Origin of the sequence: Mycolicibacterium sichuanense, assembly GCF_033741125.1 — a bacterium.
Lineage (GTDB): Bacteria > Actinomycetota > Actinomycetes > Mycobacteriales > Mycobacteriaceae > Mycobacterium.
Genome location: NZ_JAWQPU010000001.1, coordinates 1340948 through 1366218, shown reverse-complemented (window position 1 = coordinate 1366218; position 25271 = coordinate 1340948). Strand labels below are relative to the sequence as shown.

Below are 25271 nucleotides of genomic sequence, written 5' to 3'. Positions count from 1 at the left end.
CTACACCCGGCATTCCCCCCGCAGATTTACACAACCGTCACCGCCAAAGGTAGGACACAAGTCCATTGCCACTCTATTGTTCCAACTCAGCGAGCGCTGTTCACCCGAGCGCTGCCTCGAGAAGGAGAACACCGTGCCAGAGGGTCACGAAGAACTATCCGAGGACGAGAGACACCTCGCCTCCCTCGGTTACACCCAGGAGCTGAACCGCACGTGGTCCAGCTTCAGCAACTTCGCCATCTCGTTCTCGATCATCTCGATCCTGGCGGGCTGCTTCACGTCATTCGGTCTCGGCTGGAACAACGGCGGCCCGGCCGCCATCGCATGGGGCTGGCCGATCATCTCGGTCTTCATCCTCATCATCGGGCTGTGCATGTCCGAGTTGGTGTCGGCCTACCCGACCTCCGGCGGCATCTACTGGTGGGCCAGCAAGCTCGGCGGCGCCAAGGCCGGCTTCTACACCGGCTGGCTCAACCTGATCGGCCTCATCGCCATCCTGGCGTCGGTGGCCTACGGCTGCGCCACCTTCCTGGACCTGACGCTCGGCACGTTCAGTGAGAGCTGGCTCGCCGGCTACAGCCTGACCAGGACGTTCATCATCTTCGTGATCATCCTGGTGGCGGTGGCCGTCATCAACATCTTCTCCAGCCACCTGCTCGCGGTGATCAACAACGTGTCGGTGTGGTGGCACGTCGCCGGTGCCGCGGCCGTCATCCTCATCCTGTTCCTCATCCCGCAGCAGCACGCCAGCTTCAGCACCGTGTTCGCGACGACGGTCAACAACACCGGCTTCTTCGGCGGTTCGACCTCCGGCGTCGGGTTCCTGTTCTTCGTGCTGCCGATCTCGGCGATCCTCACGCAGTACACGATCACCGGGTACGACGCCTCCGCCCACCTCTCCGAGGAGACCATGAGCGCGGCCGACGGTGCGGCCAAGGGCATTTGGCGCTCGATCTTCTACTCGGCCATCGGCGGTTACATCCTGCTGCTGGCCTTCCTGTTCGCCGTCCAGGACGTGGACGGGGTGACCAAGGGCGGTGGCGCGGTCGCGGTGATCTTCGCCCAGGCGATGGACTCCAAGTGGGTGGCGATCGTGCTGCTCATCTCGACCGCCGGCCAGTTCTTCTGCACCACGGCCTGCCAGACCAGCGCGTCGCGCATGCTGTTCGCGTTCAGCCGCGACCGGGCCGTGCCCGGCCACCAGCTGTGGTCCAAGGTCAGCAAGAACAAGATTCCCGCCAACGGCGTCGTCGTCACCGCCTCGCTCGCCGCGATCATCACGCTGCCCGCCCTGGTGCAGGTCGACATCAACGGCGCACCCGTGCCGGTCGCGTTCTTCGCCGTGGTGTCCATCGGCGTCGTGGGGCTCTACCTGTGCTTCGCGGTGCCGATCTACTACCGCTGGAAGGCCGGCGACGCGTTCCCGGTGGGCAAGTGGAATCTGCGGGGCCACCACAAGTGGATGGCGCCCGTCGCGCTGATCGAGATCATCGTCACCTCGATCATCGCGCTGTTCCCCACCTCCAACCTGGGTGCGCCGTGGGATCCGGGCTTCGAGTGGAAGTACGTGAACTACACCCCGATCCTCGTCGGTGCCGTGCTGGTGCTGCTGTTCATCTACTGGCACGTCTCGGTGAAGAAGTGGTTCACCGGGCCGATCAAGCAGATCGAGGTGGCCGACCTGACGTAGGTCGCGCGGCGCCCCAGACCCCCGGGCCCCTCGTGCCGTACGGCCGAGGGGCCCGGTGCCGTCGTCACCAGGTGCTGGTGCGCAGCACGATCTCAGCGGCCAGCTGCGCGGTCGACTCGTGGGCATTGCGCCGGCCGAGTAACTCGACCACCCGGTAGTCGCCGTACACGTAGCGCTGGCTGGCCCTGGCCACGTTCTTGGCGGCCGGGCTGCTGACCAGGGCGGTGGTGTTCACCTCCACCGGTGGGCAGCCGTCGTTGCGGACGACGCCGGCGTGATCGGGCACGCGGGGATGACCACGGTCCACCACCACCAGCCCGATGAACCGATCGAGCCGGGTGGCGGCCAGCTCCCAGGCCAACTCGCCCCCGACGCGGTCGCCCACCAGCAGTGCCCAGCGCACGCCGACGGAATCGAGGATCCCCACGACGCCCCTCGGGCTCAGCCTGGGATGCGGCGCGATGACGACGGTGCGCAGCGAGGCGGTGTGCAACCGTTCGCAGACCGCCTCGTAGGCCGACGGGCTCTGGTTGGCGGCGCCGATGAGGACGACGGCCGACCCCTTCTCGGGACCGGACACGTCGACGGTCGCCGGGAACCCGTCCACGGTCAGCACAGTCGAAGGCATTGCGCCACGCTACAGGGATCGGTGATCTTGAGTGCCGGTTTTCGGGGCCTTCGGACGTTTGCGCTGCGAAGCCCAGAAACGATTGCGGCAGCAGATCTTTGACGATTCGATCGACCGGCGTCCGACGCTAGTCCGGCAGCGTCAAGATCTCGGCGCCGTCGTCGGTCACCACCAGGGTGTGCTCGAACTGGGCCGTCCACTTCTTGTCGATGGTGGCGACGGTCCAGCCGTCGTCCCAGATCTCGTAGTCCAGCCCGCCCAGATTGATCATCGGCTCGATGGTGAACGTCATGCCCGGCTCGAGCACGGTCTCCACGGCGGGCTGATCGTAGTGAAGCACCACCAGTCCGTTGTGGAACGTGGTGCCGATGCCGTGCCCGGTGAAGTCTCGAACGACGTTGTAGCCGAACCGATTCGCATACGCCTCGATGACGCGGCCGACGACGGACAGCTGCCGTCCCGGCTTGACGGCCTTGATCGCCCGCATCGTCGCCTCGTGGGTGCGCTCGACGAGCAGGCGGTGCTCCTCGGAGACGTCGCCGGCCAGGAAGGTGGCATTGGTGTCGCCGTGCACCCCGTCGAGGTAGGCCGTGACGTCGATGTTGACGATGTCGCCGTCCTGTATCACGGTCGAATCCGGGATGCCGTGGCAGATGACCTCGTTGAGCGAGGTGCAGCAGGACTTGGGAAAGCCCTTGTAGCCCAACGTCGACGGGTACGCACCGTGGTCGACCATGTAGTCGTGGGCGATCCGGTCGAGCTCGTCGGTCGTCACGCCAGGTGCCACTGCCCGGCCCGCCTCGGCGAGCGCGTTGGCCGCGATGCGCCCGGCGACGCGCATCTTCTCGATCACCTCGTGGGTCTGCACCCACGGCTCGGTGCCTTCGCGAACCTCGGCCTTCCAGGCGTACTCGGGGCGCGGGATCGACTTGGGCACCGGCAGCGTCGGGGACAGCTCGCCGGGGCGAAGTGCGGTGCGAACGGACATCCTCCCAGCGTAACCGCTACTGCCCGACCATCGTCGCCGACGTCGACCTGGTGGGTCGGTGTCAGCGGCGGTTGAACAGCGACTTGCGCGGGCCGCGAATGTCGATCGAGCCACACACGCTGCGTCCGGTGAGGATCACGTGCGGCGAACCCTCCGCCGGCGCGTCCCTGCGGTGGTCGCGGGCACTGCCGACGAGCACTTCGACGTCGTCGATCGACGCGCTGGCCCCCTCGGGCAGGCGGATGTCCACCGACCCGAACTTCACGTCGAGCTCGATCACCACGATCGGCCCGGCGAAGCGGGCCTTGGTCAGGTCCAGGTCGATCGACCCCATCCGCCGCACCAGCGACAACCGGGTGGGCACGATCCATTCACCCTGGCGCTTCAACGAGCCGAGCACACCGCGCAGTTCGACGCGATCGGTGGCGGTCGTGACGATCGCGCCGGGGCCGGGCAGGTCCTCGACGAGCGCCCCGAGCTCGGAGTGCAGCCGGGCCTGCGAGACCGCCGCCGAGCGCTCCTCGAACTCGCCGATGTCGATGAGCCCCAGTGCCACCGCGTTGTGCAGGCGACGCAGGGTGCCGTTGCGGTCGGCGTCCGAGATGCGCAGCACGGTTGCCTCTACGCCCGTGTCCGAACCGATTCCCGAGTTGATGGTCATGAATGCCCGTCCTTCCCAGGACCAGGCTACTCAGGCCAGATAGTCCGGGGGCAGACCGCCGAGCATCTGCTTGCACATCCGCACGGCGTACTCCGAGCTGCCACCGCCGACGATCAGGGCGGCGAAGGCGAGGTCACCGCGGTAGCCGGCGAACCAGGCGTGCGATCCCCCGTTGAACTCGGCCTCCCCGGTCTTGCCGCGGACGTCGCCGCTGCCGTTGAGTTCCTTGGCCGTGCCGTTGGTCACCACCAGTTGCATCATCGGCCGCAGCCCGTCGACCATCTTGGGCGTGATCGTCGGGGTGTCACCGGCGACCTCGGTGTGGCTGCCCTCGATGAGCTGGGGCACGGGCGTCTTGCCCGCGGCGACCGTCGCGGCGGCCAGTGCCATGCCGAACGGGCTGACCAGCACCTTGCCCTGACCGAAGCCGTCCTCGGTGCGCTCGGTGAGGTTGACCGTCGGTGGCACCGATCCGGTGACCGTGGTGATGCCGTCGACGACGTAGTCGGTGCCGATGCCGTATTGCGCGGCGGCGGTCGTCAGGCCCCGCGGCGGCATCCGGCTGGCCAGCTCGGCGAACGTGGTGTTGCACGAGTTCGCGAAGGCCCGCGACATGGGCACCGTGCCGAGGTCGAAGCCGCCGTAGTTCGGGATGGTCCGCTGGCCGATGTCGATGTGGCCGGGGCAGCCGAGAAGCGTGTTGGGCGTTGCCATGTCGCGGTCGATCGCCGCGCCCGCGGTGATGATCTTGAACGTCGACCCCGGCGGGTAGAGGCCGGTCGTCGCGGCGGGTCCGTCGGCATCGGCGGCGGCGTTCTGGGCGACGGCCAGGATGTCCCCGGTGGACGGCTTGATGGCGACGATCATCGCCTTCTTGCCCACCATGTCCACCGCGTCCTGGGCGGCGTTCTGCACGGCACGGTCCAGGCTGATGGTCACCGAAGGGGCTGGGGCGCCAGGGGTTTCGTCGAGCACCTCGACGTCGGCGCCGTTCTGGTTGACGCTGACGACCCGCCAGCCCGCCTTCCCGTCGAGCTCGTCGACCACCGACTTCTTGACCTGGTTGATGATGTCGGGCGCGAACCGGTCATCGGTTGGCAGCATTTCGGGCCGCGGGGTGATCACGACGCCGGGCAGGTTGCCGATCGCCGGCGCCACCGCGTCGCGATCCGCCTGCCGCAGCGTGATCAGGTCGAGCGGCTTGGCCGACGAGCTCGCGGTCTCGGCCAGCCGCTGGGCGTCCATGGTCGGGTCGAATCGCCGCAGGGTGTCGGCCACGATCGTCGCCGTCGGCATCAGGTCACCGCCGGCCGCCTTGGCGTCGAGCGCGTAGCCGTACAGGAAGCCGGGACGCAGCACGTCGGAGCCGCCGCGTTCGTTGACCGACGCGCGGGGCGGGGCGTCGGCCCGCAGCGCGAACGTCTGGTTCTCCCCCAGGTTGGGGTGCAATCCCGTTGCGCTCCAACGAACTTGCCAATGCCCCTCGTCGCGGACCATGTTGAGCTGACCGTCGTAGGTCCACGTCCGGTTCTTGGGCAGGTGCCACGTGTAGCGGTAGGAGATGCTGCCGGTGTCCTCGGCGTACTTCGAGCCGAGGATCTGGGCGTCGAGCTTGGTGGCCTGCAGGCCCGCCCACGCCTGGTTCAGCGCCGTGCGGGCGACCTCGGGCCGGTCGCTGAGCGCGGCGGCGGCCGTGGTGTCCCCCTTGGCCAGCGCGGTGAAGAATGCCGTCGCGACCGGTTCGGGTCCGTTGGGTTTCGGGGTGCAGGCACTGAGGCCGCCAACGGCTGCGATGACGACGAGGACCGTCAGGAGTCCGGTCACCCGTGATGCGGATGAGGTTCGTGTTGCCATTGAGGCTGATGTTAGGAGGGCACGGACCGCAACGCGTGGAGGCGCACCGAGATCGGATCGTTATTGGCCCAGCGGGTTCGGCTCAGTCGAGCAGGATGGTCGCGAACGTGCCCACTTGGGTGAAACCGATGCGGTCGTAGGTCGCCCGTGCGACCGTGTTGTAGCCGTTCACGTACAGGCTGGCAGTGCGGCCGCTGCGCACGACCGCGCCCGCCAGCGCGGCGGTGCCGGCGGCGCCGAGTCCCCGGCCCCGCCAATCGGGGTGCACCCAGACCCCCTGGATCTGTCCGACCGACGGTGACTGCGAACCGACCTCCGCCTTGAACACCACCTGACCGTGTTCGAAGCGCGCCCAGGCCCGGCCCGCCGTGATCAGCCCGGCCACCCGGCGGCGGTAGCCGCGGCCGCCGTCACCCATGCGCGGATCGACGCCCACCTCGCCGATGAACATGTCGACGGCCGCCACCAGATAGGCGTCGAGCTCCTCGATGCGCACCGGGCGCACCTGCGGGTCGATGGGGCACTGCGGCGCGCTGGACAGTGCCATCAGCGGCTGGTGGTCCCGCACGTCACGCGCTGGCCCCCAAGCCCCTTCGAGGCGCTGCCACATCGGCATGACCAGCTCGGTCCGGCCGACCAGCGACGAACAGCGGCGCGCCGTGCTCATCGCCTTGTCCGCGAACGCATTCAGATCGTCGCGCGCACCGCGCAACGGAATCAGGTTGGCCCCGGCGAAGCAGAGCGAGTCGACGGGCCGGCGGCGGGTCCACATCTCGCCGCCGATGGCCGCTGGATCGATGCCGTGATCGGCAACCCGCGAAGCAACCATGCAGGAACCGACGGGATCCTCGTCGAGGACATGCCGCACCACCGCGGCATCGCGAACCACCGTGACGCGTCGCTCGTCGGCGAGACGAAACAGCGGAGGAGCGGACATCTGGTCCTTCTACGAGCCGATGGCGGTGACCCCGCTCACAGGGTCTACTTCAGCTTACGGTCACCACGGGCGAACCGCTGACATCATGGGAGTCTCGGTCGTCACCAATCTCGGCGGCGATGCGCATGGCCTCCTCGATCAGGGTCTCGACGATCATCTGCTCCGGCACCGTCTTGATCACCTCGCCGCGCACGAAGATCTGCCCCTTGCCGTTACCGGAGGCGACACCGAGGTCCGCCTCCCTGGCCTCGCCGGGACCGTTGACGACGCACCCCATGACCGCGACGCGCAGTGGGACGTCGAGCCCCTCCAGGCCTGCCGAGACCTCGTTGGCCAGCGTGTAGACGTCGACCTGAGCGCGGCCACAGGACGGGCAGGACACGATCTCCAGACCACGCGGCCGCAGGTTGAGCGACTCGAGGATCTGGTTGCCGACCTTGATCTCCTCGACCGGGGGTGCCGACAGGGAGACCCGGATGGTGTCGCCGATTCCCTTGGAAAGCAGGGCGCCGAAGGCGACCGCCGACTTGATGGTGCCCTGGAACGCCGGACCCGCCTCGGTGACGCCGAGGTGCAGCGGGTAGTCGCACTGCGCGGCGAGCTGCTCGTAGGCGGCGACCATGATGACCGGATCGTTGTGCTTGACGCTGATCTTGATGTCGCCGAAGCCGTGCTCCTCGAACAGCGAGGCCTCCCAGAGCGCCGACTCGACGAGCGCCTCCGGCGTCGCCTTGCCGTACTTCTTCATCAGCCGTGGATCGAGCGAGCCCGCGTTGACGCCGATGCGGATGGGGATGCCCGCGTCACCGGCGGCCTTGGCAACCTCCTTGACCCGGCCGTCGAACTCCTTGATGTTGCCGGGGTTCACCCGCACCGCGGCGCACCCGGCATCGATGGCGGCGAAGATGTACTTCGGCTGGAAGTGGATGTCGGCGATGACCGGGATATTGGCCTTCTTGGCGATCGCGGGCAGCGCGTCGGCGTCCTCCTGCCGGGGGCAGGCGACGCGCACGATGTCGCAGCCCGACGCGGTCAGCTCGGCGATCTGCTGCAGCGTGGCGTTGATGTCGTGGGTCTTGGTGGTGCACATCGACTGCACCGCGATCGGGTAGTCGCTACCGACGCCCACGTTGCCCACCATGAGCTGGCGCGTCTTGCGCCGCGGGGCCAGCGTCGGCGGGGGCGGTACCGGCAATCCCAGACCGACGGTCATGATGACTTCCTTCTCACGCTATTGGAACAACTTGATCGGATTGACCAAGTCGGCGGTGACGGTCAACAGCATGTAGCCACCGACCACGACGAGGACGACGTAGGTGGCGGGCATCAGCTTGAGGTAGTTGACAGGGGCGGCGGCGACCTTGCCGCGCGCCGAGCGAATCATATTGCGGATCTTCTCGTAGACGGCGATCGCGATGTGACCGCCGTCGAAGGGCAGCAGCGGAAGCAGGTTCACCACGCCCAGCACGAAGTTCAGCTGCGCCAAGAAGAACCAGAACATCACCCAGAGGCCGTGGTCGACGGTCTCGCCGCCGATGATGCTCGCCCCGACCACGCTGATCGGCGTCTCCTTGTCGCGCTCGCCCCCGCCGATGGCGTCGACCAGCGCACCCACCTTGCTGGGGATCTTCACCAGCGACTTGCCGAGCTCGACCATCAGGTCACCGGTGAAGGCGACGGTGGCCGGGGCCGCAGACAGCGGGTTGTAGTGCGTGGGCTCGAACTGCGCCGCCGCGATCCCCACGGCACCGACCCTGGTGGGCGCGGCGTCGGCGTCCTTGCCGAACCGCTGGGTCTGGGTGACGTCGACGGTGGTGGTGAACTCGGTGGTCTTGCCGTTCTCGGTCCGCTGCACGACGAAGGGCGTCGGCGCGTCGAGCTTGCGAACCGCAGCCACCATCTGTTCGAAGGTCGCCACGTCGGTGCTGCCGACCTTGACGACGGTGTCCCCCGGCTTGATGCCGGCCAGCGCGGCCGGCCCGGGTCCGGTGCACTCGCCCAGCTTGCCCTTGGTGACCTCCGGTGAGACGCACGCCGTCTCCCCGACGATCGCGGTGGTCGGCGGATGCAGGTTCGGCAGCCCCCACACGACGGCAATCCCGTAGACGAGCACCAGGCCGATGACGAAGTTCATGGCAGGCCCGGCGAACAGCACGGCGACGCGCTTCCACACCTTCTGGCGGTACATGGCGTACGGCCGGTCCTCGGGGGCGAGTTCCTCGACCGACGTCATTCCCGCGATGTCGCAGAACCCGCCGAGCGGCACGGCCTTGACCCCGTACTCGGTGTAGCCGAGCCGGTTGCGACGCTTGGTCGACCACAGTGTGGGACCGAAGCCGACGAAATAGCGACGCACCTTCATCCCGGTGGCCCGCGCCACCCACATGTGTCCGCATTCGTGCAACGCCACCGACAGCAGGATGGCCAGTGCGAACAGCACAATGCCCAGTACGAACATCATCTGGTTCCCAAGACCTCCCGTGCTGCCTTCGTCACGCCGCTCGCGGCCCGTGCCCGCGCCCAGTCTTGCGCGTCGAGTACGTCCTCCACGGTAGCCGGTTCCGCGGCCCACTGATCGGCAGCGCGCAGCACGTCACCGACGATCCGGACGATCGCGGGGAATCGGATCCGCCCGGCGAGGAACGCCTCGGCGGCCTCCTCGTTGGCGGCGTTGTAGACCGCGGTCAGACAACCGCCCCTGCTGCCGGCCTCCCGCGCCAGCGCGACGGCGGGGAACACCTCGTCGTCCAGCGGCTCGAAGTCCCAGGTGGAGGCCGTGCTGAAGTCACACGGACGAGCCGCACCGCGTACTCGTGCCGGCCAGCCCAGCGCCAGTGCGATGGGCAGTCGCATGTCGGGCGGGCTGGCCTGAGCGATCGTGGACCCGTCGAAGAACGTGACCATCGAGTGCACGATCGACTGCGGATGCACGACGACGTCGATGCGGTCGTAGTCGATGCCGAACAACAGGTGTGTCTCGATCAACTCGAGGCCCTTGTTCACCAGCGACGCCGAATTCAACGTGTTCATCGGCCCCATCGACCACGTCGGGTGGGCGCCCGCCTGTTCGGGGGTGACGTCTTCCAGCTCGGCCGCCGACCATCCGCGGAACGGGCCGCCGGACGCCGTGAGCACCAGCCGCGCGACCTCGTCGGCCGCCCCGCCCCGCAGGCACTGCGCCAGCGCGGAGTGCTCGGAGTCCACCGGCACGATCTGATCCGGCTTGGCGGCCTTGAGCACCAGCGGACCGCCGGCGACGAGTGACTCCTTGTTGGCCAGTGCCAACCGGGCCCCGGATTGGAGCGCTGCGAGCGTGGGACGCAGCCCGAGCGCCCCCACCAGCGCATTGAGCACGACGTCGGCCTCGGTGTCCTGCACCAGCCGGGTGGCCGCCTCGGGGCCCGAGAACGTCACGTCACCGATGCGGTCGGCCGCCGCGACCGACGCGACCGCGACGTTGGACACCCCGGTCTGGGCGCGCTGCTTGGCTAGCAGGTCGGGATTGCCACCGCCCGCGGCCAGCCCGACCACCTCGAACCTGTCGGGGTTGGCGGCGATGACCTCGAGCGCCTGGGTGCCGATGGAACCGGTGCTGCCAAGGATCACCACGCGCAGCCGCGCGCCGTGGCCCGAGTCGCTGCGCTCCTGCGCTTCGGATGTCACCGAACCATTGTGCCCCTGCGCTCGATGGCGACCGACGCACAGCACATTCCCACCGAATTGTGACGCGAAAGTGACGTACGGTCCCCCGGCCCATCCGGGATCAGCGTCACCGCGAATGCCCCATGAGGACGGCGGAACGGCGCCGGCCCAAACCACATTGGAGTGATCACGTCATGAACGCATCTCACCGCAAGGCGTTTGCCGCGGCAGGCCTGACCGCAGTCGCCGTGCTCGGCGTCTCCGCCTGTTCCAGCGATACCGCCAGTCAGACCGCAAGTGGTGTGTCCAGCAGCGCCAGCAGCATCTCCTCCAGCGTCATGAGCAGTTCGACGAGCTCGCCAGCCACGGCCGCTGCCGATCCCGCCGCCGACCTGGTCGGCTCGGGCTGCGCGGGTTACGCCCAGAAGGTTCCCGAGGGACCCGGCTCCGTGACCGGCATGGCCCAGGATCCGGTCGCGACGGCCGCGTCGAACAACCCGCTTCTGACGACGCTGACGTCCGCCGTGTCCGGCAAGCTGAACCCCGGCGTGAATCTCGTCGACACCCTCAATGGTGGAGAGTTCACCGTCATCGCCCCCACCGACGATGCCTTCGCCAAGATCGACGCCGCCACGCTGGAGAAGCTCAAGACCGACGCCCCGCTGCTGAAGAGCATCCTGACCTACCACGTGATCCCGGGTCAGCTCAGCCCCGCGCAGGTCGTCGGCACCCACAAGACCGTCGAGGGCGCCGACGTCACCGTCACCGGTTCGGGCGAAGGCCTCAAGTTCGACCAGTCCGGCCTGGTCTGCGGTGGCGTCCACACCGCCAACGCGACCGTGTACATGGTCGACACCGTGCTGATGCCGCCGGCGAAGTAACGCTTCCCTCAACCGATTTCACTCAACACAACCGAAAGTCGACATGATGAATCTGAACACCAAGAGGACCGTCACCGGCGCATCGATCGCAGCGATGGCCGTGGCCGCGTTGCTCACCTCGACCGGCGTCGCCCAGGCCGACCCCGCCGCTGGCCTCGTCGGCAACAGCTGCGCGGCCTACGCCAAGGAGGTGCCGACGGGACCGGGTTCGGTTGCCGGGATGGCCATGGACCCGGTCGCGGTCGCGGCGTCGAACAACCCGATGCTGACCACCCTCACCGCGGCGGTCTCCGGGAAGCTCAACCCGGAGGTCAACCTCGTCGACACGCTCAATGGTGGTGAATTCACCGTGTTCGCGCCGACCGACGACGCGTTCAAGAAGATCGACCCCGCGACCATCGAGAAGCTCAAGACGGACGCCCCGTTGCTGACCAGCATCCTGACCTACCACGTGGTGCCGGGCCGGCTGAGCCCCGCGCAGGTCGTCGGCACGCACGAGACGGTTCAGGGTGGCAAGGTCACCGTCACCGGGATGGGTCCGGATCTGAAGATCAACGACGCAGGTCTGGTGTGTGGTGGCGTGCAGACCGCCAACGCGACCGTCTACATGGTCGACACGGTCCTCATGCCGCCAGCGCCTCCGGCGATGTAGTCGACCGATCAGCAAGCGCTGACGAGGCGGTCCGGCCCAATGCCGGGCCGCCTCGTTGGCTTTCGCCGATGAGCACGAAAGACTTTGACCGACAACCGATCCGATACCTCCGCGGCAACGAATGGAAGACATGCTCACACTGATCGCGATCGGCTTCCTCGGCGGGTTGATCACCGGAATCTCCCCGTGCATCCTGCCCGTGTTGCCGGTCATCTTCTTCTCCGGCACCCAGGGCGTCGGCCCGTCCGCCGATCGCGGCGCCGTCGCGACCGTGGCGCCACCATCGCGGGCGCAGACCATTCGGCCGTATCTGGTGATCGCCGGTCTGGTGCTGAGCTTCAGCATCGTCACCCTGCTGGGCTCGGCGCTGCTGTCGCTGCTGCACCTGCCTCAGGATGCCGTGCGGTGGGTGGCGCTCGTCGCCCTGGTGGCGATCGGCCTCGGCCTGATCTTTCCGCGGTTCGAGGCGATTCTTGAGAAGCCGTTCGCCAGGCTGCCGCAGCGCCAATTCGGCAGCGGCAAGAGCGGTTTCGGGCTCGGTCTGGCGCTCGGGGTGCTGTACGTGCCGTGTGCGGGCCCCGTCCTGGCCGCGATCGTCGTGGCGGGAGCCACCGGGACCATCGGTGCCAGTACGGTGGCCCTGACGCTGGCGTTCGCCGTCGGCGCCGCGCTGCCGCTGCTGTTCTTCGCACTCGCCGGACGCCGGGTTGCCCAGCGCGTGGCCGCCTTTCGCAATCGACAGCGCCAGATCCGGGTGATCGCCGGGGTGGTGACGATCCTGCTCGCGGTGGCGCTGGTGTTCAACCTGCCGGCCGTGCTGCAGCGTGCCATTCCCGACTACACCGGGACCCTGCAGGAGAAGGTCGGCGGCGAGGATCAACTCCAGAAGCTGAACCTCGGCGGTCTGGTCAACGAGCAGAACGCCCAGCTGTCGAACTGCTCCAACGGTGGCAGGCAGCTGGAGAGCTGCGGAACCGCGCCGGACGTCAAGGGCATCACCGCGTGGCTCAACACTCCCGGCGGGGCACCGATCGACCTGAAGTCGTTGCGCGGCAAGGTCGTCCTGATCGACTTCTGGGCGTACTCCTGCATCAACTGCCAGCGTGCCATCCCCCACGTCGTCGGCTGGTACGACGCATACAAGGACAAGGGCCTCGAGGTCATCGGCGTGCACTCACCGGAGTACGGGTTCGAGAAGGTCGCCGCCAACGTCGCCAGCGGCGCCGCCGACCTGAAGATCGACTATCCGATCGCGCTGGACGACAACCTGTCGACCTGGACCAACTACCGGAACCGGTATTGGCCGGCCGAGTACCTCATCGATGCCACCGGCACCGTGCGTCACGTCAAGTTCGGCGAGGGCGACTACGACGTCACCGAGGGGCTGATCCGTCAGTTGCTCACCGATGCGCAGCCGAACGTCGACCTGCCTCCCGCCACCGACGGCCGCGACACCACCCCGACGGCACCGACGACGCCCGAGACGTACTTCAGCGTCGGCAAGGTGGTCAACTACGGCGGCCAGGGGATCTACGACAAGGGGGAGGCCAGTTTCGCCCTGCCCGCTCAGCTGGCCGCCGACTCCTTCGCCCTGCGCGGTCGCTGGGCCCTGGACTACCAGGGCGCCACCGCGCTCGAGGACGGCGCCGGCTTGGCGTTGAACTACCACGCCCGCGACGTCTATCTGGTGGTCGGCGGCACGGGCACCGTCACGGTGACGCGCAACGGCAAGACCACGACGATTCCGGTCAGCGGGCCGCCGAACATGCGTCAGATCGTCGCCGACGGCACCGGGCAGCCCGAGCACGTCGACGTGAGCCTGAGCAAGGGGCTGCAGGCGTTCTCGTTCACCTACGGTTGAGGGCAGCCGGGTCGGCGGTGGCCTCGATGCCGACCACCAGGCCGCCCCGAATCGTCAACGCCACGACCGCGAACAACCGGCCGCGGTCGAACGCCAGCAGCATCGGCCGTCCCGGCGGGCCGGACACCACCGTCACGGGGGTGCCCAGGTAGCGCATCAGGTTGACGGCCACCTCCTCGGGCCCGCGCAGCTCCTGGGGCGGCGGTGCGGGCTCGGCGAGCACGGTCCCCCGTCCCCACACGTCGGGATCGAGTACCGACGTCAGCGCACCGAGATCACCGTTGGCGCAGGCGGTGATGAAGGCCTCCGTCACGGATCGGTGCTCGGCGACGTCGACCGGGGCCGAGTTCGCCGCGGCGAACTTCGCCCGGGCCCGGCGCGCCAACTGCCGACAGGTACCGGCCGGCCGGCCGACCGTCTCGGCGATCTCGTCGAACGGCACCGAGAAGACGTCGTGCAGGACGAACGCCACCCGCTCGGACGGGCTGAGCTGCCGCAGCACCTCGAACAGGGCCGAGCTCACCTCGTCGTCGAGGGTGACGCGGTCCGCCGGATCCCCGATGACGTCGACGTCGACCAGGGCCGCCTCCTGTTCGGGTGCCATCTTGGTCTCGAGCCGGGCCCGCGCGGATCTCAGCTGGTCCATGCACAACCGCCCTGCGACGACGGTCAGCCAGGCGCGGACGTCGGCGATGTCGTCGGCGTCGGCGCGCGACAACCGGAGAAACGTCTCCTGCGCCACGTCCTCGGCCTCCCCCACGTCGCGCAGCATCTGATAGGCGAGATTGACCAGATAGGGCCGGTGTTCCCGCCAGGCCGCCGTGACGGTCCGGTCGGTCGGACGCCTTCGCTCCATACAGGTACGACGAACAGGGGGGTCGGAAAGTTACAGCGGCCTCCGCTGCAGACGAGGTAACTTTTCGGGCCGCCCACCCGTCCTCGTAGGTGAACACCGCAAGTACCGATGGACAAGGGAGGACGATCATGTCGAACGTACGGCCGCCGCGCTTCTTGAAGACGATGAACAAGGTGGTGATAGCCCTTCAGAGGTTCGGCGTCCCCACCGGACCGTCGATGGTGCTCACCGTGCCGGGGCGCCGCTCGGGGCAGCCGCGCCAGACGCCGATGACGCCGTTCGACCACGAGGGCGGCCTGTACACGGTGGCCGGCTACCCGCGTGCGGACTGGGCAGCCAACGCCAGGGCCGCGGGATCGGGGACCCTCGCACGCGGGCGGCACTCGCGACGGGTCCGGATCGTCGAACTCACCCCCGCCGAGGCCAAGCCCGTCCTACGCGCGTTCGCCGTCAAGGTGCCCGTCGGCGTCGGCTTCGCCAAGCGCAGCGGTCTGGTGACCGAGGGCACGCCCGACGAATTCGAGTCACTGGCAGGGCGATTGGCGGTCTTCCGGTTCGACCCGGCCTGATCACGCACACTCGAGGAAGGGGGCGGGGGCGGGTCAGGTGGTCGGGACGGTGCCACCGTCGACGACGAGGTCGGCGCCAACCACCGACGACGCGGCATCGGATACCAGGAAGCCGACGACCTCCGCGATCTCGGCCGGTCGGGCGGGTCGGCCAAGGGGTATGCCGCCGAGGGAGTCCATCAGCGTCTGCAGCGCGGCACCCTCGTCCGTGCCGGAGGCCGCGGCGATCCTGGCGACCAGTTCGTCGGCCGCTGTCGTCTGGATGAAGCCGGGCGACACCGTGTTGACCCGAACTCCCCTGGGCGCCAGCTCGTTCGCGAGTCCCTTGGAGTAGGTCCGCAACGCCGACTTGGCGGCCGCGTACCCCAGGGTGCCGTCGTACAGCGGCAGGCGGCTCTGGATCGACCCCACGTGCACGACCGCACCCGCCCCGGCGTCGAGCATGGCCGGCACCAGCGCCCTGTCCAACCGCACGGCGGCCAGCAGGTTCAGCTGCAGTTCGGCGAGCCAGTCGGCGTCCCTCAGGGCCGCGAATCCCCCTGCAGGAGAACTGGATCCGCCAGCGACATGGACCAATATCTGGGCACCACCAAGGGCTGTCACGTACCGGGCGACGTCCTGCGCACCGTCGGCAGAGGCGACGTCGGCGGTCACGAAGTCGGCGGCGTCCACGGGGGCGTGGCGCGCGACGGCGATCACACGCGCCCCGGCTGCCCGCAGGCGCGCCACCACCGCCGCACCCGCACCCTTGGTTCCACCGGTCACCACGGCCAGCCGGCCGTCGAGGTCGTCATGGGTCATGCCACCAGCGTGCGGTCTCCCCCCGCGGGAGAGTCCAACTCCACCGAAGCCGGTCAGGAACCTTGCGGCGGGAAGTGCTCGATCCAGTGTCTGGCCACGTCGACCCGCCGGGTGATCCACACCCCGTCGTGCGATTGGACGTGGTCGAGGAATCGCCCGAGCGCGGCGATGCGCGCGGGCCGTCCGACGAGGCGGCAGTGCAGCCCGACCGAGAGCATCTTCGGCGACCCGGCCAGGCCCTCGGCGTACAGCACGTCGAACGCGTCCCGCAGGTAGGTGAAGAATTCGGATCCGCTGGGGAAGCCGCTTGCCGAGACGTACTTCATGTCGTTGGTGTCCAGGGTGTACGGCACGACGAGATGGTCGGCGCCCCCGACGCGGGTCCAATAGGGCAGGTCGTCTGCGTAGGAGTCCGCGTCGTAGAGGAACCCGCCGTGTTCGACGACGAGCTCGCGTGTCTGCGGCGAGTCCCGGCCCGTGTACCAGCCCAGCGGTGCCGAACCGGTCAGTTCGGTCATGATGCGCACCGCCTCGGCCAGCTCGGCACGCTCGGTGTCGGCGTCGACCATCTGGTAGCTGCGCCACTTGAGCCCGTGGCAGGCGATCTCGTCGCCGCGCGCCTGGAACGCCGCAACCGCCGCGGGATTGCGGGCCAGCGCCGAAGCGACGCCGAAGATGGTCAGCGGCAGCTCGCGCTGGTCGAACAACCGCAGTACCCGCCACAGCCCGGCGCGCGAACCGTATTCGTAGAGCGACTCCATGCTCATGTGACGGTTCGGAAAGGCTTGGGCCCCAATGATCTCGGACAAGAACGTCTCGGACGCCTCGTCGCCGTGCAGCACGTTGTTCTCGCCGCCCTCCTCGTAGTTGAGGACGAACTGCAGCGCGATGTTGGCGCCACCGGGCCAGCGCGGGTCGGGGGGTTGAGGTCCGTAGCCCACCATGTCGCGGGGGTAGTCATCGGTCGTCGGCGTCACGAGTGCATTGTCGCAGCGAATCGCCTTACCGGGTTTTTCGGCGGCCGAATACGGGCAAGATCGATGCATGACCTCGCTGCTGTGGTTCCGTCGCGATCTGCGTCTGCACGACCTGCCCCCATTGCTCGACGGTGCCAGGGATGGCCAAGAGGTGCTCGCCTGCTACGTGCTCGACTCGCGCCTGAAGGCGAGCGCCGGCCCGCGCCGGTTGCAGTACCTGTACGACTCACTGCGGGAACTGCGTGACGGCCTCGACGGTCGCCTGCTGGTGGTGCAGGGACGTCCGGAGACCCGAATCCCGGCGATCGCCAAGCAGATCGAGGCGACGTCGGTACACGTGACGGAGGACTTCTCACCGTTCGGGCAGCGCCGCGACGACGCCGTCCGCGACGCCCTCGGCGACGTGCCGCTGGAGGCGTCGGGTTCGCCGTACCTGGTGTCACCCGGCCGGGTCACCAAGGGGGACGGCAGTCCCTACAAGGTGTTCACGCCGTTCTATTCGGCGTGGCGGGAACACGGCTGGCGCAAGCCCGCGCGGACCGACGCGAAGTCGGCGACCTGGATCGACCCCGGCGACGTCGACGGTGGCATCGACATTCCGGCCGGGGATGCCGAGCTGGACCACCCCGCGGGTGAGGCTGCCGCGCGCAGGGGCTGGAAGGATTTCGTCGAGAAGTCGTTGTCGGACTACTCCTCCGAGCGCGACCGGCCCGACCACGACGGCACCAGCCGGATGTCGGCGCACCTGAAGTTCGGAACGATCCACCCCCGCACGATGGCGGCCGATCTCGGCAGCGGCCAGGGCGCCCAGGCCTACCTGCGCGAGCTGGCCTTCCGCGACTTCTACGCCGGCGTCCTGTACTCGTGGCCGCGCAGCGCATGGTGGAACTGGAACAAGGCCTTCGACCGCATCGACGTCGACGAGGATGCCGAGGCGAAGAAGCGGTTCGAGGCGTGGAAGGCCGGCAAGACCGGGTTCCCGATCGTCGATGCAGGCATGCGCCAGCTCGCCGAGACCGGCTACATGCACAACCGGGTGCGGATGATCACGGCGTCGTTCCTGGTCAAGGACCTGCACCTGCCGTGGCAATGGGGAGCGCGGTGGTTCCTCGAGCAGCTCACCGACGGTGACATGGCCAGCAACCAGCACGGCTGGCAGTGGGCGGCGGGCTGCGGAACCGATGCGGCGCCCTACTTTAGGGTCTTCAACCCGACCACCCAGGGCAAGAAGTTCGATCCGGACGGCGCCTACGTGCAGCGATGGGTGCCCGAGTTCGGTGGCGAGGACTACCCCGAGCCGATCGTCGACCACGCCGCCGAGCGCGCCGAGGCCCTGCGGAGGTACGAGGCGGTCCGCTAGGACGTCTGCGCCCCCGATGATCGGGTGTGCCAGAATGATCGCGAGTTAAACCGGGAACCTGAGGAGCGAGCGTGGCGAACACCGAGGTCGAACGACACACCGGCGTCGACGTCGAGGAAGTGCCGTCGGCGAACTGGGGTTGGTCCAAGGAGAATCACCGCGCCATCCAGATCGGCGGCATCCTCTCGGCGATCTTCATGCTGTGCATGCTGCGCGGCAACCATCAGGGCCACGTGGAGGACGTCTTCCTGATCGGCTTCGCAATCGTGATCCTGGGGATCGCGTTCCGCGACTGGTGGCTGCGCAAGCGCGGCTGGACCCGCTAGCCCTCCGCCGCGAGTTGGCCGCAGGCTGCGGCGATTTCGCGGCCCCGGGTGTCGCGGACCGTGCAGGAGACCCCGCGATCGCGCACCTTCTTGACGAACTCGCGCTCCGCGGCCTTGGGACTGGCGTCCCACTTGCTGCCGGGCGTCGGATTCAGCGGGATGACGTTGACGTGCACCAGCGGACCCAGCGCACCGTGCAACTTCTTGCCGAGTAGATCACCCCGCCACGCCTGATCGTTGACGTCGCGGATCAGTGCGTACTCGATCGACACCCGCCGGCCCGTCACGTCGGCGTAGTAGCGCGCAGCGTCGAGCGCCTCGCCGACGTTCCACCGGTTGTTCACCGGCACCAGCGTGTCGCGCAGCTCGTCGTCGGGAGCGTGTAGCGACAAGGCGAGGGTGACCCCGAGGCGCTCGTCGGCGAGCTTGCGGATCGCCGGGGCGAGCCCGACGGTCGAGACGGTCACCGAGCGCGCCGAGATCCCGAAGCCGTGCGGCGGAGGCGCGATGATCCGCTTGACCGCCGCGAGCACGCGGTTGTAGTTGGCCAGCGGCTCACCCATGCCCATGAAGACGATGTTGGACAGCCTGCCGTCGTGTTCGTCGCGCATCGCGGCCGAGGCGGCGCGAACCTGCTCGAGGATCTCCGCGGTGGACAGGTTGCGCGTCAGACCGCCCTGGCCGGTAGCGCAGAACGGGCACGCCATGCCGCAACCCGCCTGCGAGGAGATGCACACGGTGTTGCGCTGGGGATAGCGCATCAGCACCGACTCGAAGGTGGTGCCGTCCACCGCCCGCCACAGCGTCTTGCGGGTCTCGGCCCCGTCGCATTCGATCGAGCGGACGGGCGCCAGCAGGTCGGGGAACAGCGCGCCGGCAACCTGCTCGCGCATGGCGGCGGGCAGGTCGGTCATGGCCCGGGGGTCGGCGATCAGCCGGCCGAAGTATTGGTTGGCCAGCTGCTTGCCCCGGAAGGCGGGCAGGCCGAGCTCGGCCACCACGGCGGCCCTGGCGTCGTCGTCGAGGTCGGCGAAGTGCCGCGGCGGCTTCGCTCGTCGCGGTGCCTCGAACACCAGGGGAATCTTCATGGTTCCGCTCATTATCAGGCCTGCTCACTCAAGACGTCGCGGACCGCCTGGTCGACGGCCTCCAGTACCTCGGGATCGACGCCGGAGCGCCCCCGGACGAACACCGTGGCCCGGCTGGTCGGGGCCAGTCCCTCGACCAGGCAGGTGCCGTCCGGCAACCGGCCGATCATCGGCAGCAGCGCGACGCCAAGACCGGAACGCACCGCGGCGAACAGACCGGACAGGTCCGAACTCTCGGCGGCGATCCGGTAGGGCACCCCGATGCGGTCCAGGGCGGCGAACGTGGGCTCGCGCAGCGTGCACGGTTCGGAGAACATCACCACGGGCAGCGGCTCGTTCCCGGGCATCGAGAACGTGCGACTAGAAATCCACTTCAGCGCAACGACTCCCGAGGCGTTCGCGGGGTCGAGGCCCGAACCGTCCAGCATCACCGCCACGTCGACGGCCCCATGCTCGATGGCGTCGGCCAGCATCACGTTGCGGTCCAGCCGGAACCGCAGCCGCCAGGCCGGCAGCCGGTCCCCCAGCGCGCCCGTCAGCCCGGGCAGCATGACGTCGGCGCCGTGTTCGGTGGCCCCGATCAGCAGGACCCGCTCCTCGGCCGCCCCGAGGTCGGCCAGCGCAGCGTCGTGGGCGGACAGGATGGTGCGCGCGTGCGCCAGCACCCGGTGCCCCAGCTCGGTGAAGGCAACGCCGCGGCCGGACTTCTCGACGACCGGACCACCGACGACGGCCTCGACCCGGCGCACGTGCTGACTGACCGCGGACTGCGTGAGGTTCAGCACGGTCGCAGCGCGGTGAAATCCGCCACAGTCGGCGACGGCCACCACACTGCGCAGGGGCGCGATGTCGAGGACCTGGGGCACCCGACCAAAGTACTCCGATCAGTAGAAACGATCAAAGATTCGTGTCGTGGCGCCAACTCGTACACCCTGCCGAACCGACCGATCAGCAATCACGATCGGTCATGATCGAAGATATTCGTTGGACGGCAGCCTCGGCGGCCCCCGACCATGAAGTCCATGACGCCCACCCGGATGCCGCTGCGTACTGCCTCGGCCGTCACGTTCTTCTATGCCCTCGGCTACCCGATCGGGAACATGGCCGTCAACGCCATGTCCCCGATGGCGGTGCTGGCCTTCCGGTTCGGCCTCGCTGCGGCCATCCTCGGCGCCTGGGCCCGCATCGCGCATGTGGCGATGCCGTCGGCGCGCAAGCTTGGCCACGTCGCGGTCGCCGGCCTGTTGATGCAGGCCGTGCAGTTCTGCGCGCTCTACCTGGCGATCGAACACGGCGCCCCGGCGGTGCTGTGCGCGGTGGTCGTCGCGATGAACCCCGTCGCGACCGCGCTGCTGGCCGCCACGTTCCTGCGCGACCGCCTCAACCTCCGGCGGATCCTCGCCCTGGTGCTCGGGGTTGCCGCGGTGCTGGCGGCCTGCGCCAGCCGTCTGATCGCCGAGAAGGGCCTGGACCCGGCGGTGCTACTGCTCCTGGTCGCGCTGATCGGCTTGGCGGCCGGCGGGGTCTACCAGCAGCGATTCTGCGCCGACGTCGACTTCCGCGCCTCGACCTCGATCCAGAACGCGGTGGCGTTCCTGCCCGCCGCCGTGCTGTCGCTCACCACCCACTTCGCCATCCACGATCCGGTGAAGGCGGTGTTCGCCGTCGCCGGCGTGGTGCTGCTGAATGCCACCCTCGGCGTCTCGCTGTACGTCCGCGCCATCAACCTGCACGGTGCCGCGGCGGTGTCGATGCTGTTCTGCGTCATCCCGGCCGTTGCCGGCGTGCTGTCGTGGCTGATGCTGGGCCAGGGCATCGACGTCGGCACCGGCGTCGGTCTGGCCCTCGGCGCCGCGGCGTGCTGGCTCAACGCCTCCGGTTCACGCCAGCAGCGTGAGGACGACCCAGGTGGCGACCGCCGACGGCAGGACGGAGTCGAGCCGGTCCATGAGGCCGCCGTGCCCGGGTAGCAGCGTGCCCATGTCCTTGATTCCCAGATCGCGCTTGACCTGGGACTCGATCAGGTCGCCGAGCGTCCCGGTGAGGACGAGCATCAGACCGAGCGGCACCCCGACCCAGGCGGGCTTGTCGAGCAGGAGGGACACGGCGAGCACCGAGGCCGCCGTGCCGAAGATCAGCGAGCCGGCGAAGCCCTCCCACGACTTCTTCGGACTGATCGCCGGGACCATCGGATGCTTGCCGAACAACACGCCCGCGGCGTATCCGCCGATGTCGGAGAAGACGACGCCGAGCATCAGGCAGAGCACTCGCCAGCGGCCGTCGTCGGGATAGACGAGCAGCGCGCCGAACGCGCCGAACAGCGGAATCCAGGCGGTGAGGAAGACCGTGGCCGTGACGTCGCGCAGGTAGTTCTCCGGCGCGTTCTTCAGTCCCCCCGACAGCAGACGCCAGATCATGCAGACCACGACGGTGGCTCCGAACGCACCGAAGGCACCGGTCGCCCCGAACGGCCAGGTCAGCCAGACGATCGCCTGCCCACCGACCAGTAGCGGAACGATGGGGATGGCGTACCCCGCCGTGCGCAGGCGACGGACGACCTCGTGGGTCGCGACGGCCATGGCCGCGGCGACGACGGGCACCCACCCCAGCGGGGCGAACACCAGGATGGCGATGACGCCGAAGCCGAGGAAGGCTCCGACGCCGATGGCGGCGGGAAGATTTCGCCCGGCCCGGCCCTGTTTCTTGGCGGGCTCGACGGGGTCAGCTCCTTCGGCGGGAGCCGTATCGGTGTCTGCCACCGTGCTGTTGCTGAAGGTCAGGTCTGACGGCGACCTAGACCTCCAGCAGCTCGCCTTCTTTGTGCTTCACCAGATCGTCGATCTGCGCGGTGTAGGTCTGGGTGCTCTTGTCGAGGTCCTTCTCGGCACGACCCACCTCGTCCTCGCCGGCCTCACCGTCCTTCTTGATGCGGGCGAGCTCCTCCATGGCCTTGCGGCGGATGTTGCGCACGGTCACCTTGGCGTCCTCGCCCTTGCCCTTGGCCTGCTTGACCAGTTCGCGGCGGCGCTCCTCGGTCAGCTGCGGGACCGAGATGCGGATGACGTTGCCGTCGTTGCTCGGGTTGACGCCGAGGTCGGAGTTGCGGATCGCATCCTCGATGTTGCGGAGCTGGCTGGCCTCATAGGGCTTGATGACGACGAGGCGGGCCTCCGGCACGTTGATGCTGGAGAGCTGGGTGATCGGCGTCGGCGAACCGTAGTACTCGACCTTGACCCGGTTGAACATGCCGGGATTGGCTCGCCCCGTACGGATGGAGGACAGATCGTCGCGCGCCACCGAGACCGCCTTCTCCATCTTCTCCTCAGCCTCGAAGAGGGTTTCGTCGATCAATTCATGTTCTCCCGTCGCCGGCGCTCACTCAGTCGTCCACCCGCCAGGTGGTGACCAGTGTGCCAATCCTCTCACCTGCCACCGCGCGGGCGATATTCCCGTCGGTGAGCAGGTTGAACACCAGCATGGGCATCCGGTTGTCCATGCAGAGACTGAACGCCGTCGAATCGGCGACCTGAAGCCCGCGGTCGATGACCTCGCGGTGCGTGACCGAGGTGAGCAGCACGGCATCCGGGTCCAGGCGGGGGTCGGCGGTGAACACGCCGTCGACGGCCTTGGCCATCAGCACGACGTCGGCGCCGATCTCCAGCGCGCGCTGGGCAGCCGTGGTGTCCGTCGAGAAGTAGGGCAGGCCCATGCCAGCACCGAAGATGACGACGCGACCCTTCTCCAGGTGACGCCGGGCCCGGCCGGGAATGTACGGCTCGGCGACCTGACCCATGGTGATGGCGGTCTGCACGCGGGTGTCGATGCCTTCCTTCTCCAGGAAGTCTTGCAGCGCAAGGCTGTTCATCACCGTGCCGAGCATGCCCATGTAATCGGACCTGCTGCGCTCCATGCCGCGCTGCTGTAGCTGGGCACCCCGGAAGAAGTTGCCGCCACCGATGACCACGGCGACCTGGACGCCGTCGCGCACGACCTCGGCGATCTGCCGCGCGACCAGCGCCACGACGTCGGGATCCAGGCCCACTTGACCGCCGCCGAACATCTCACCGCCCAGCTTGAGCAGGACACGCGAGTAACCGGACCGATCGGCCGGGTCTGCCAGGACCGTCTCCGCCATCAAACTCCTTCGGGTCACCCACCCGAGGCAGCCGCCCCGGCCTTGAAGTGCTCGGCGCCCCCAATCCTGCCAAACGGCTGGGTTGGGGGCGCCGAGGGGGGCGGGCCGCGTCAGGAGAACGTCGGTTCCTCGCGCGAGCGCTCGTCAGGAACGTCGGTTCCTCGCGCGAGCGCTCGTCAGGAACGTCGGTTCCTCGCGCGAGCGCTCGTCAGCCCAAGTGGGCCTGCAGCAGCCACGCCCCCACCGACATGCGCCCGTTGGGTTCGTCGCGCACGCCGGGGCCGGCGAATCCCGCGAAGTGTTCCCGGGCGGTCTCGGGAACCTTGGCGTGAATGCGGGCCGGCCGGATGTCGTCGATGACCCAGTACTTGCCGACGACGTCCCGCAGCTCTTGCTCGGTGACCGGGTTGACCGGACCGTCGGCGGGCAGGCTCGCACGGTCGAAGACCAGCACGAAGTACGACGCACCGGGTGCGGCCGCTCGCACGATGGACTGCTGATAGCCGTCGCGCAGGGCCACCGGCATGGAGTGGAACAGCGTGGAGTCGACGATCGCTCCGAAGCGCCCGTCATAGCCGGTGAACGCGCTGATGTCGGCGACGTCGAAACTCGCGTTGGTCAGCCCGCGCCTCGCCGCTTCGGCGCGGGCGAGTTCGATCGCCGTCGGCGACTGGTCCAGGCCGACCGTGGTGAACCCCTGCTCGGCGAGCGCCAGCGCGGTGGCTGCCTCGCCGCAGCCGGCGTCGAGGACGTCGCCGTGGAACGCGCCCGCTGCGATCAGCGCGGCGATCTCGGGCTGTGGCTCACCGATGCTCCACGGCGGTTTGGTGCCCTCGGCGATCTCAGGGGCCTCACCCCGGTAGGCGGATTCGAACATCGCGTCGGTCGGGTTCGTCATCCCTCCTGAATATCAACCTGATTGATATATGTCAAGATTATTGAGATGAGACACGACGAGGCCGACGAGCCGCTCGGTTACCTGCTGCACCGGCTGGCAACCGCGCTGCGGACCGAGGTCACGTCCATCGCGCTCGAACCCATGGGAGTGTCGTTCCCCCAATACATTTGCATGCGCATCCTGTCGCGCTGCCCCGGCCGGTCCAACGCCGAACTGGCCCGCGACGTGATGGTCTCGCCCCAGGCGATGAACATGGTGGTGCGCGGTCTGCAGGAACGTCATCTCGTCACCCGCCCGGCCAGCGTGTCGTCGGGCCGGTCGCTGCCCGCCGAGTTGACCCGCGACGGCAGGGCCCTGCTCGAACGGATCGACGACGGGGTGCGCGAGGCGGAGCGCCGCGTGCTCGAGCCGCTGACCCCGGCGCAACGGGCGGAGTTCAAGAAGCTGCTCGCCGAACTGAGCTGAGC

At 68.5% G+C, this 25271-nt stretch carries 26 protein-coding genes; 9 read left to right on the top strand and 17 right to left on the bottom strand.

Translation table 11 applies throughout. The features are described 5' to 3' along the window. The first annotated feature begins 133 nt into the window (after positions 1-133). Positions 134-1690 (top strand): amino acid permease, encoded by a 1557-nt coding sequence (locus tag SBI80_RS06605; protein ID WP_318973568.1) that lies wholly within the window; start codon positions 134-136, stop codon positions 1688-1690. 64 nt (positions 1691-1754) lie between these two features. On the opposite strand, the gene SBI80_RS06600 is transcribed toward SBI80_RS06605, so the two are convergent. The 8 genes from SBI80_RS06600 to dxr all read right to left on the bottom strand — a co-directional run bounded on the left by SBI80_RS06600 (position 1755) and on the right by dxr (position 10421). Next, positions 1755-2318 (bottom strand): alpha/beta fold hydrolase, encoded by a 564-nt coding sequence (locus tag SBI80_RS06600; protein WP_318973567.1) that lies wholly within the window; start codon positions 2316-2318, stop codon positions 1755-1757. A 127-nt stretch (positions 2319-2445) separates the two neighbouring features. Next, positions 2446-3306 (bottom strand): type I methionyl aminopeptidase, encoded by an 861-nt coding sequence (map, locus tag SBI80_RS06595; RefSeq protein ID WP_318973566.1) that lies wholly within the window; start codon positions 3304-3306, stop codon positions 2446-2448. A gap of 61 nt (positions 3307-3367) precedes the next feature. Further along, positions 3368-3967: a DUF1707 SHOCT-like domain-containing protein gene (locus SBI80_RS06590; protein WP_318973565.1), complete on the bottom strand. Its 600-nt coding sequence runs from the start codon at positions 3965-3967 to the stop codon at positions 3368-3370. A gap of 30 nt (positions 3968-3997) precedes the next feature. Further along, a complete protein-coding gene (locus tag SBI80_RS06585; protein ID WP_318973564.1) occupies positions 3998-5821 on the bottom strand; it encodes a penicillin-binding transpeptidase domain-containing protein in 1824 nt (607 codons plus the stop codon). Positions 5822-5903: 82 nt separating this feature from the next. Next, entirely contained in the window at positions 5904-6758 is an 855-nt protein-coding gene (locus tag SBI80_RS06580; protein ID WP_318973563.1) for a GNAT family N-acetyltransferase, read from the bottom strand. 49 nt (positions 6759-6807) lie between these two features. Further along, positions 6808-7971 carry a flavodoxin-dependent (E)-4-hydroxy-3-methylbut-2-enyl-diphosphate synthase gene (gene ispG / locus SBI80_RS06575; protein ID WP_318973562.1) on the bottom strand — a complete coding sequence of 388 codons (1164 nt, stop codon included), beginning with the start codon at positions 7969-7971 and terminating at the stop codon, positions 6808-6810. 18 nt (positions 7972-7989) lie between these two features. Then, positions 7990-9219, bottom strand: a complete 1230-nt coding sequence (locus tag SBI80_RS06570) for a M50 family metallopeptidase (RefSeq protein WP_318973561.1) — start codon at positions 9217-9219, stop codon at positions 7990-7992. After that, positions 9216-10421, bottom strand: a complete 1206-nt coding sequence (dxr, locus tag SBI80_RS06565; RefSeq protein ID WP_318973560.1) for a 1-deoxy-D-xylulose-5-phosphate reductoisomerase — start codon at positions 10419-10421, stop codon at positions 9216-9218. The genes SBI80_RS06570 and dxr overlap by 4 nt, the downstream gene beginning before the upstream one ends. Positions 10422-10594: 173 nt before the next feature. Between dxr and SBI80_RS06560 the strand changes: the two genes are divergently transcribed. The 3 genes from SBI80_RS06560 to SBI80_RS06550 all read left to right on the top strand — a co-directional run bounded on the left by SBI80_RS06560 (position 10595) and on the right by SBI80_RS06550 (position 13794). Beyond that, on the top strand, positions 10595-11281 hold the full coding sequence (locus tag SBI80_RS06560; protein WP_318973559.1) for a fasciclin domain-containing protein: 687 nt from the start codon (positions 10595-10597) through the stop codon (positions 11279-11281). A 94-nt stretch (positions 11282-11375) separates the two neighbouring features. Then, positions 11376-11933, top strand: a complete 558-nt coding sequence (locus SBI80_RS06555) for a fasciclin domain-containing protein (RefSeq protein ID WP_318973734.1) — start codon at positions 11376-11378, stop codon at positions 11931-11933. A 130-nt stretch (positions 11934-12063) separates the two neighbouring features. Continuing rightward, positions 12064-13794 (top strand): cytochrome c biogenesis protein DipZ, encoded by a 1731-nt coding sequence (locus SBI80_RS06550; protein ID WP_318973558.1) that lies wholly within the window; start codon positions 12064-12066, stop codon positions 13792-13794. Here SBI80_RS06550 and sigI read toward each other — a convergent pair. Beyond that, positions 13781-14650, bottom strand: coding sequence for an RNA polymerase sigma factor SigI (gene sigI, locus SBI80_RS06545; protein WP_318973557.1), 870 nt, complete (start codon positions 14648-14650; stop codon positions 13781-13783). The two genes, SBI80_RS06550 and sigI, sit on opposite strands and share 14 nt — an antisense overlap. Before the next feature lie 128 nt (positions 14651-14778). On the opposite strand from sigI, the gene SBI80_RS06540 reads away from it, so the two are divergent. Next, positions 14779-15219, top strand: a complete 441-nt coding sequence (locus SBI80_RS06540; protein ID WP_318973556.1) for a nitroreductase family deazaflavin-dependent oxidoreductase — start codon at positions 14779-14781, stop codon at positions 15217-15219. Between the two features lie 33 nt (positions 15220-15252). On the opposite strand, the gene SBI80_RS06535 is transcribed toward SBI80_RS06540, so the two are convergent. Then, entirely contained in the window at positions 15253-16020 is a 768-nt protein-coding gene (locus tag SBI80_RS06535) for an SDR family oxidoreductase (RefSeq protein ID WP_318973555.1), read from the bottom strand. 53 nt (positions 16021-16073) lie between these two features. Then, complete coding sequence (gene puuE, locus SBI80_RS06530) at positions 16074-16964, bottom strand: allantoinase PuuE (RefSeq protein ID WP_318973733.1); 891 nt, start codon at positions 16962-16964, stop codon at positions 16074-16076. Positions 16965-17064: 100 nt separating this feature from the next. Here puuE and SBI80_RS06525 point away from each other — a divergent pair, with 100 nt between their 5' ends. Next, positions 17065-18357, top strand: a complete 1293-nt coding sequence (locus SBI80_RS06525) for a cryptochrome/photolyase family protein (protein ID WP_318973554.1) — start codon at positions 17065-17067, stop codon at positions 18355-18357. 71 nt (positions 18358-18428) lie between these two features. Then, positions 18429-18683 carry a DUF2631 domain-containing protein gene (locus tag SBI80_RS06520; RefSeq protein ID WP_318973553.1) on the top strand — a complete coding sequence of 85 codons (255 nt, stop codon included), beginning with the start codon at positions 18429-18431 and terminating at the stop codon, positions 18681-18683. Here the strand turns inward: SBI80_RS06520 and rlmN are convergent. Both rlmN and SBI80_RS06510 read right to left on the bottom strand, forming a co-directional pair. Continuing rightward, on the bottom strand, positions 18680-19771 hold the full coding sequence (rlmN, locus tag SBI80_RS06515) for a dual-specificity RNA methyltransferase RlmN (protein ID WP_318973552.1): 1092 nt from the start codon (positions 19769-19771) through the stop codon (positions 18680-18682). The genes SBI80_RS06520 and rlmN overlap by 4 nt on opposite strands. A 14-nt stretch (positions 19772-19785) precedes the next feature. Next, positions 19786-20637 carry a LysR family transcriptional regulator gene (locus tag SBI80_RS06510; RefSeq protein WP_318973551.1) on the bottom strand — a complete coding sequence of 284 codons (852 nt, stop codon included), beginning with the start codon at positions 20635-20637 and terminating at the stop codon, positions 19786-19788. A 171-nt stretch (positions 20638-20808) separates the two neighbouring features. Here SBI80_RS06510 and SBI80_RS06505 point away from each other — a divergent pair, with 171 nt between their 5' ends. Then, positions 20809-21741, top strand: coding sequence for a DMT family transporter (locus SBI80_RS06505; RefSeq protein ID WP_318973732.1), 933 nt, complete (start codon positions 20809-20811; stop codon positions 21739-21741). Here SBI80_RS06505 and SBI80_RS06500 read toward each other — a convergent pair. From SBI80_RS06500 to SBI80_RS06485, 4 genes are all read right to left on the bottom strand, one after another. Continuing rightward, positions 21652-22551, bottom strand: a complete 900-nt coding sequence (locus tag SBI80_RS06500) for a phosphatidate cytidylyltransferase (RefSeq protein ID WP_413232667.1) — start codon at positions 22549-22551, stop codon at positions 21652-21654. The two genes, SBI80_RS06505 and SBI80_RS06500, sit on opposite strands and share 90 nt — an antisense overlap. Before the next feature lie 13 nt (positions 22552-22564). Further along, on the bottom strand, positions 22565-23122 hold the full coding sequence (gene frr / locus SBI80_RS06495) for a ribosome recycling factor (protein ID WP_318973549.1): 558 nt from the start codon (positions 23120-23122) through the stop codon (positions 22565-22567). 28 nt (positions 23123-23150) lie between these two features. After that, a complete protein-coding gene (pyrH, locus tag SBI80_RS06490; RefSeq protein WP_318973548.1) occupies positions 23151-23906 on the bottom strand; it encodes a UMP kinase in 756 nt (251 codons plus the stop codon). Positions 23907-24114: 208 nt separating this feature from the next. Then, positions 24115-24804, bottom strand: a complete 690-nt coding sequence (locus SBI80_RS06485) for a class I SAM-dependent methyltransferase (protein ID WP_318973547.1) — start codon at positions 24802-24804, stop codon at positions 24115-24117. A 45-nt stretch (positions 24805-24849) separates the two neighbouring features. Between SBI80_RS06485 and SBI80_RS06480 the strand changes: the two genes are divergently transcribed. Beyond that, positions 24850-25269 carry a MarR family winged helix-turn-helix transcriptional regulator gene (locus tag SBI80_RS06480; protein WP_318973546.1) on the top strand — a complete coding sequence of 140 codons (420 nt, stop codon included), beginning with the start codon at positions 24850-24852 and terminating at the stop codon, positions 25267-25269. The last annotated feature ends 2 nt before the right edge of the window (positions 25270-25271 follow it).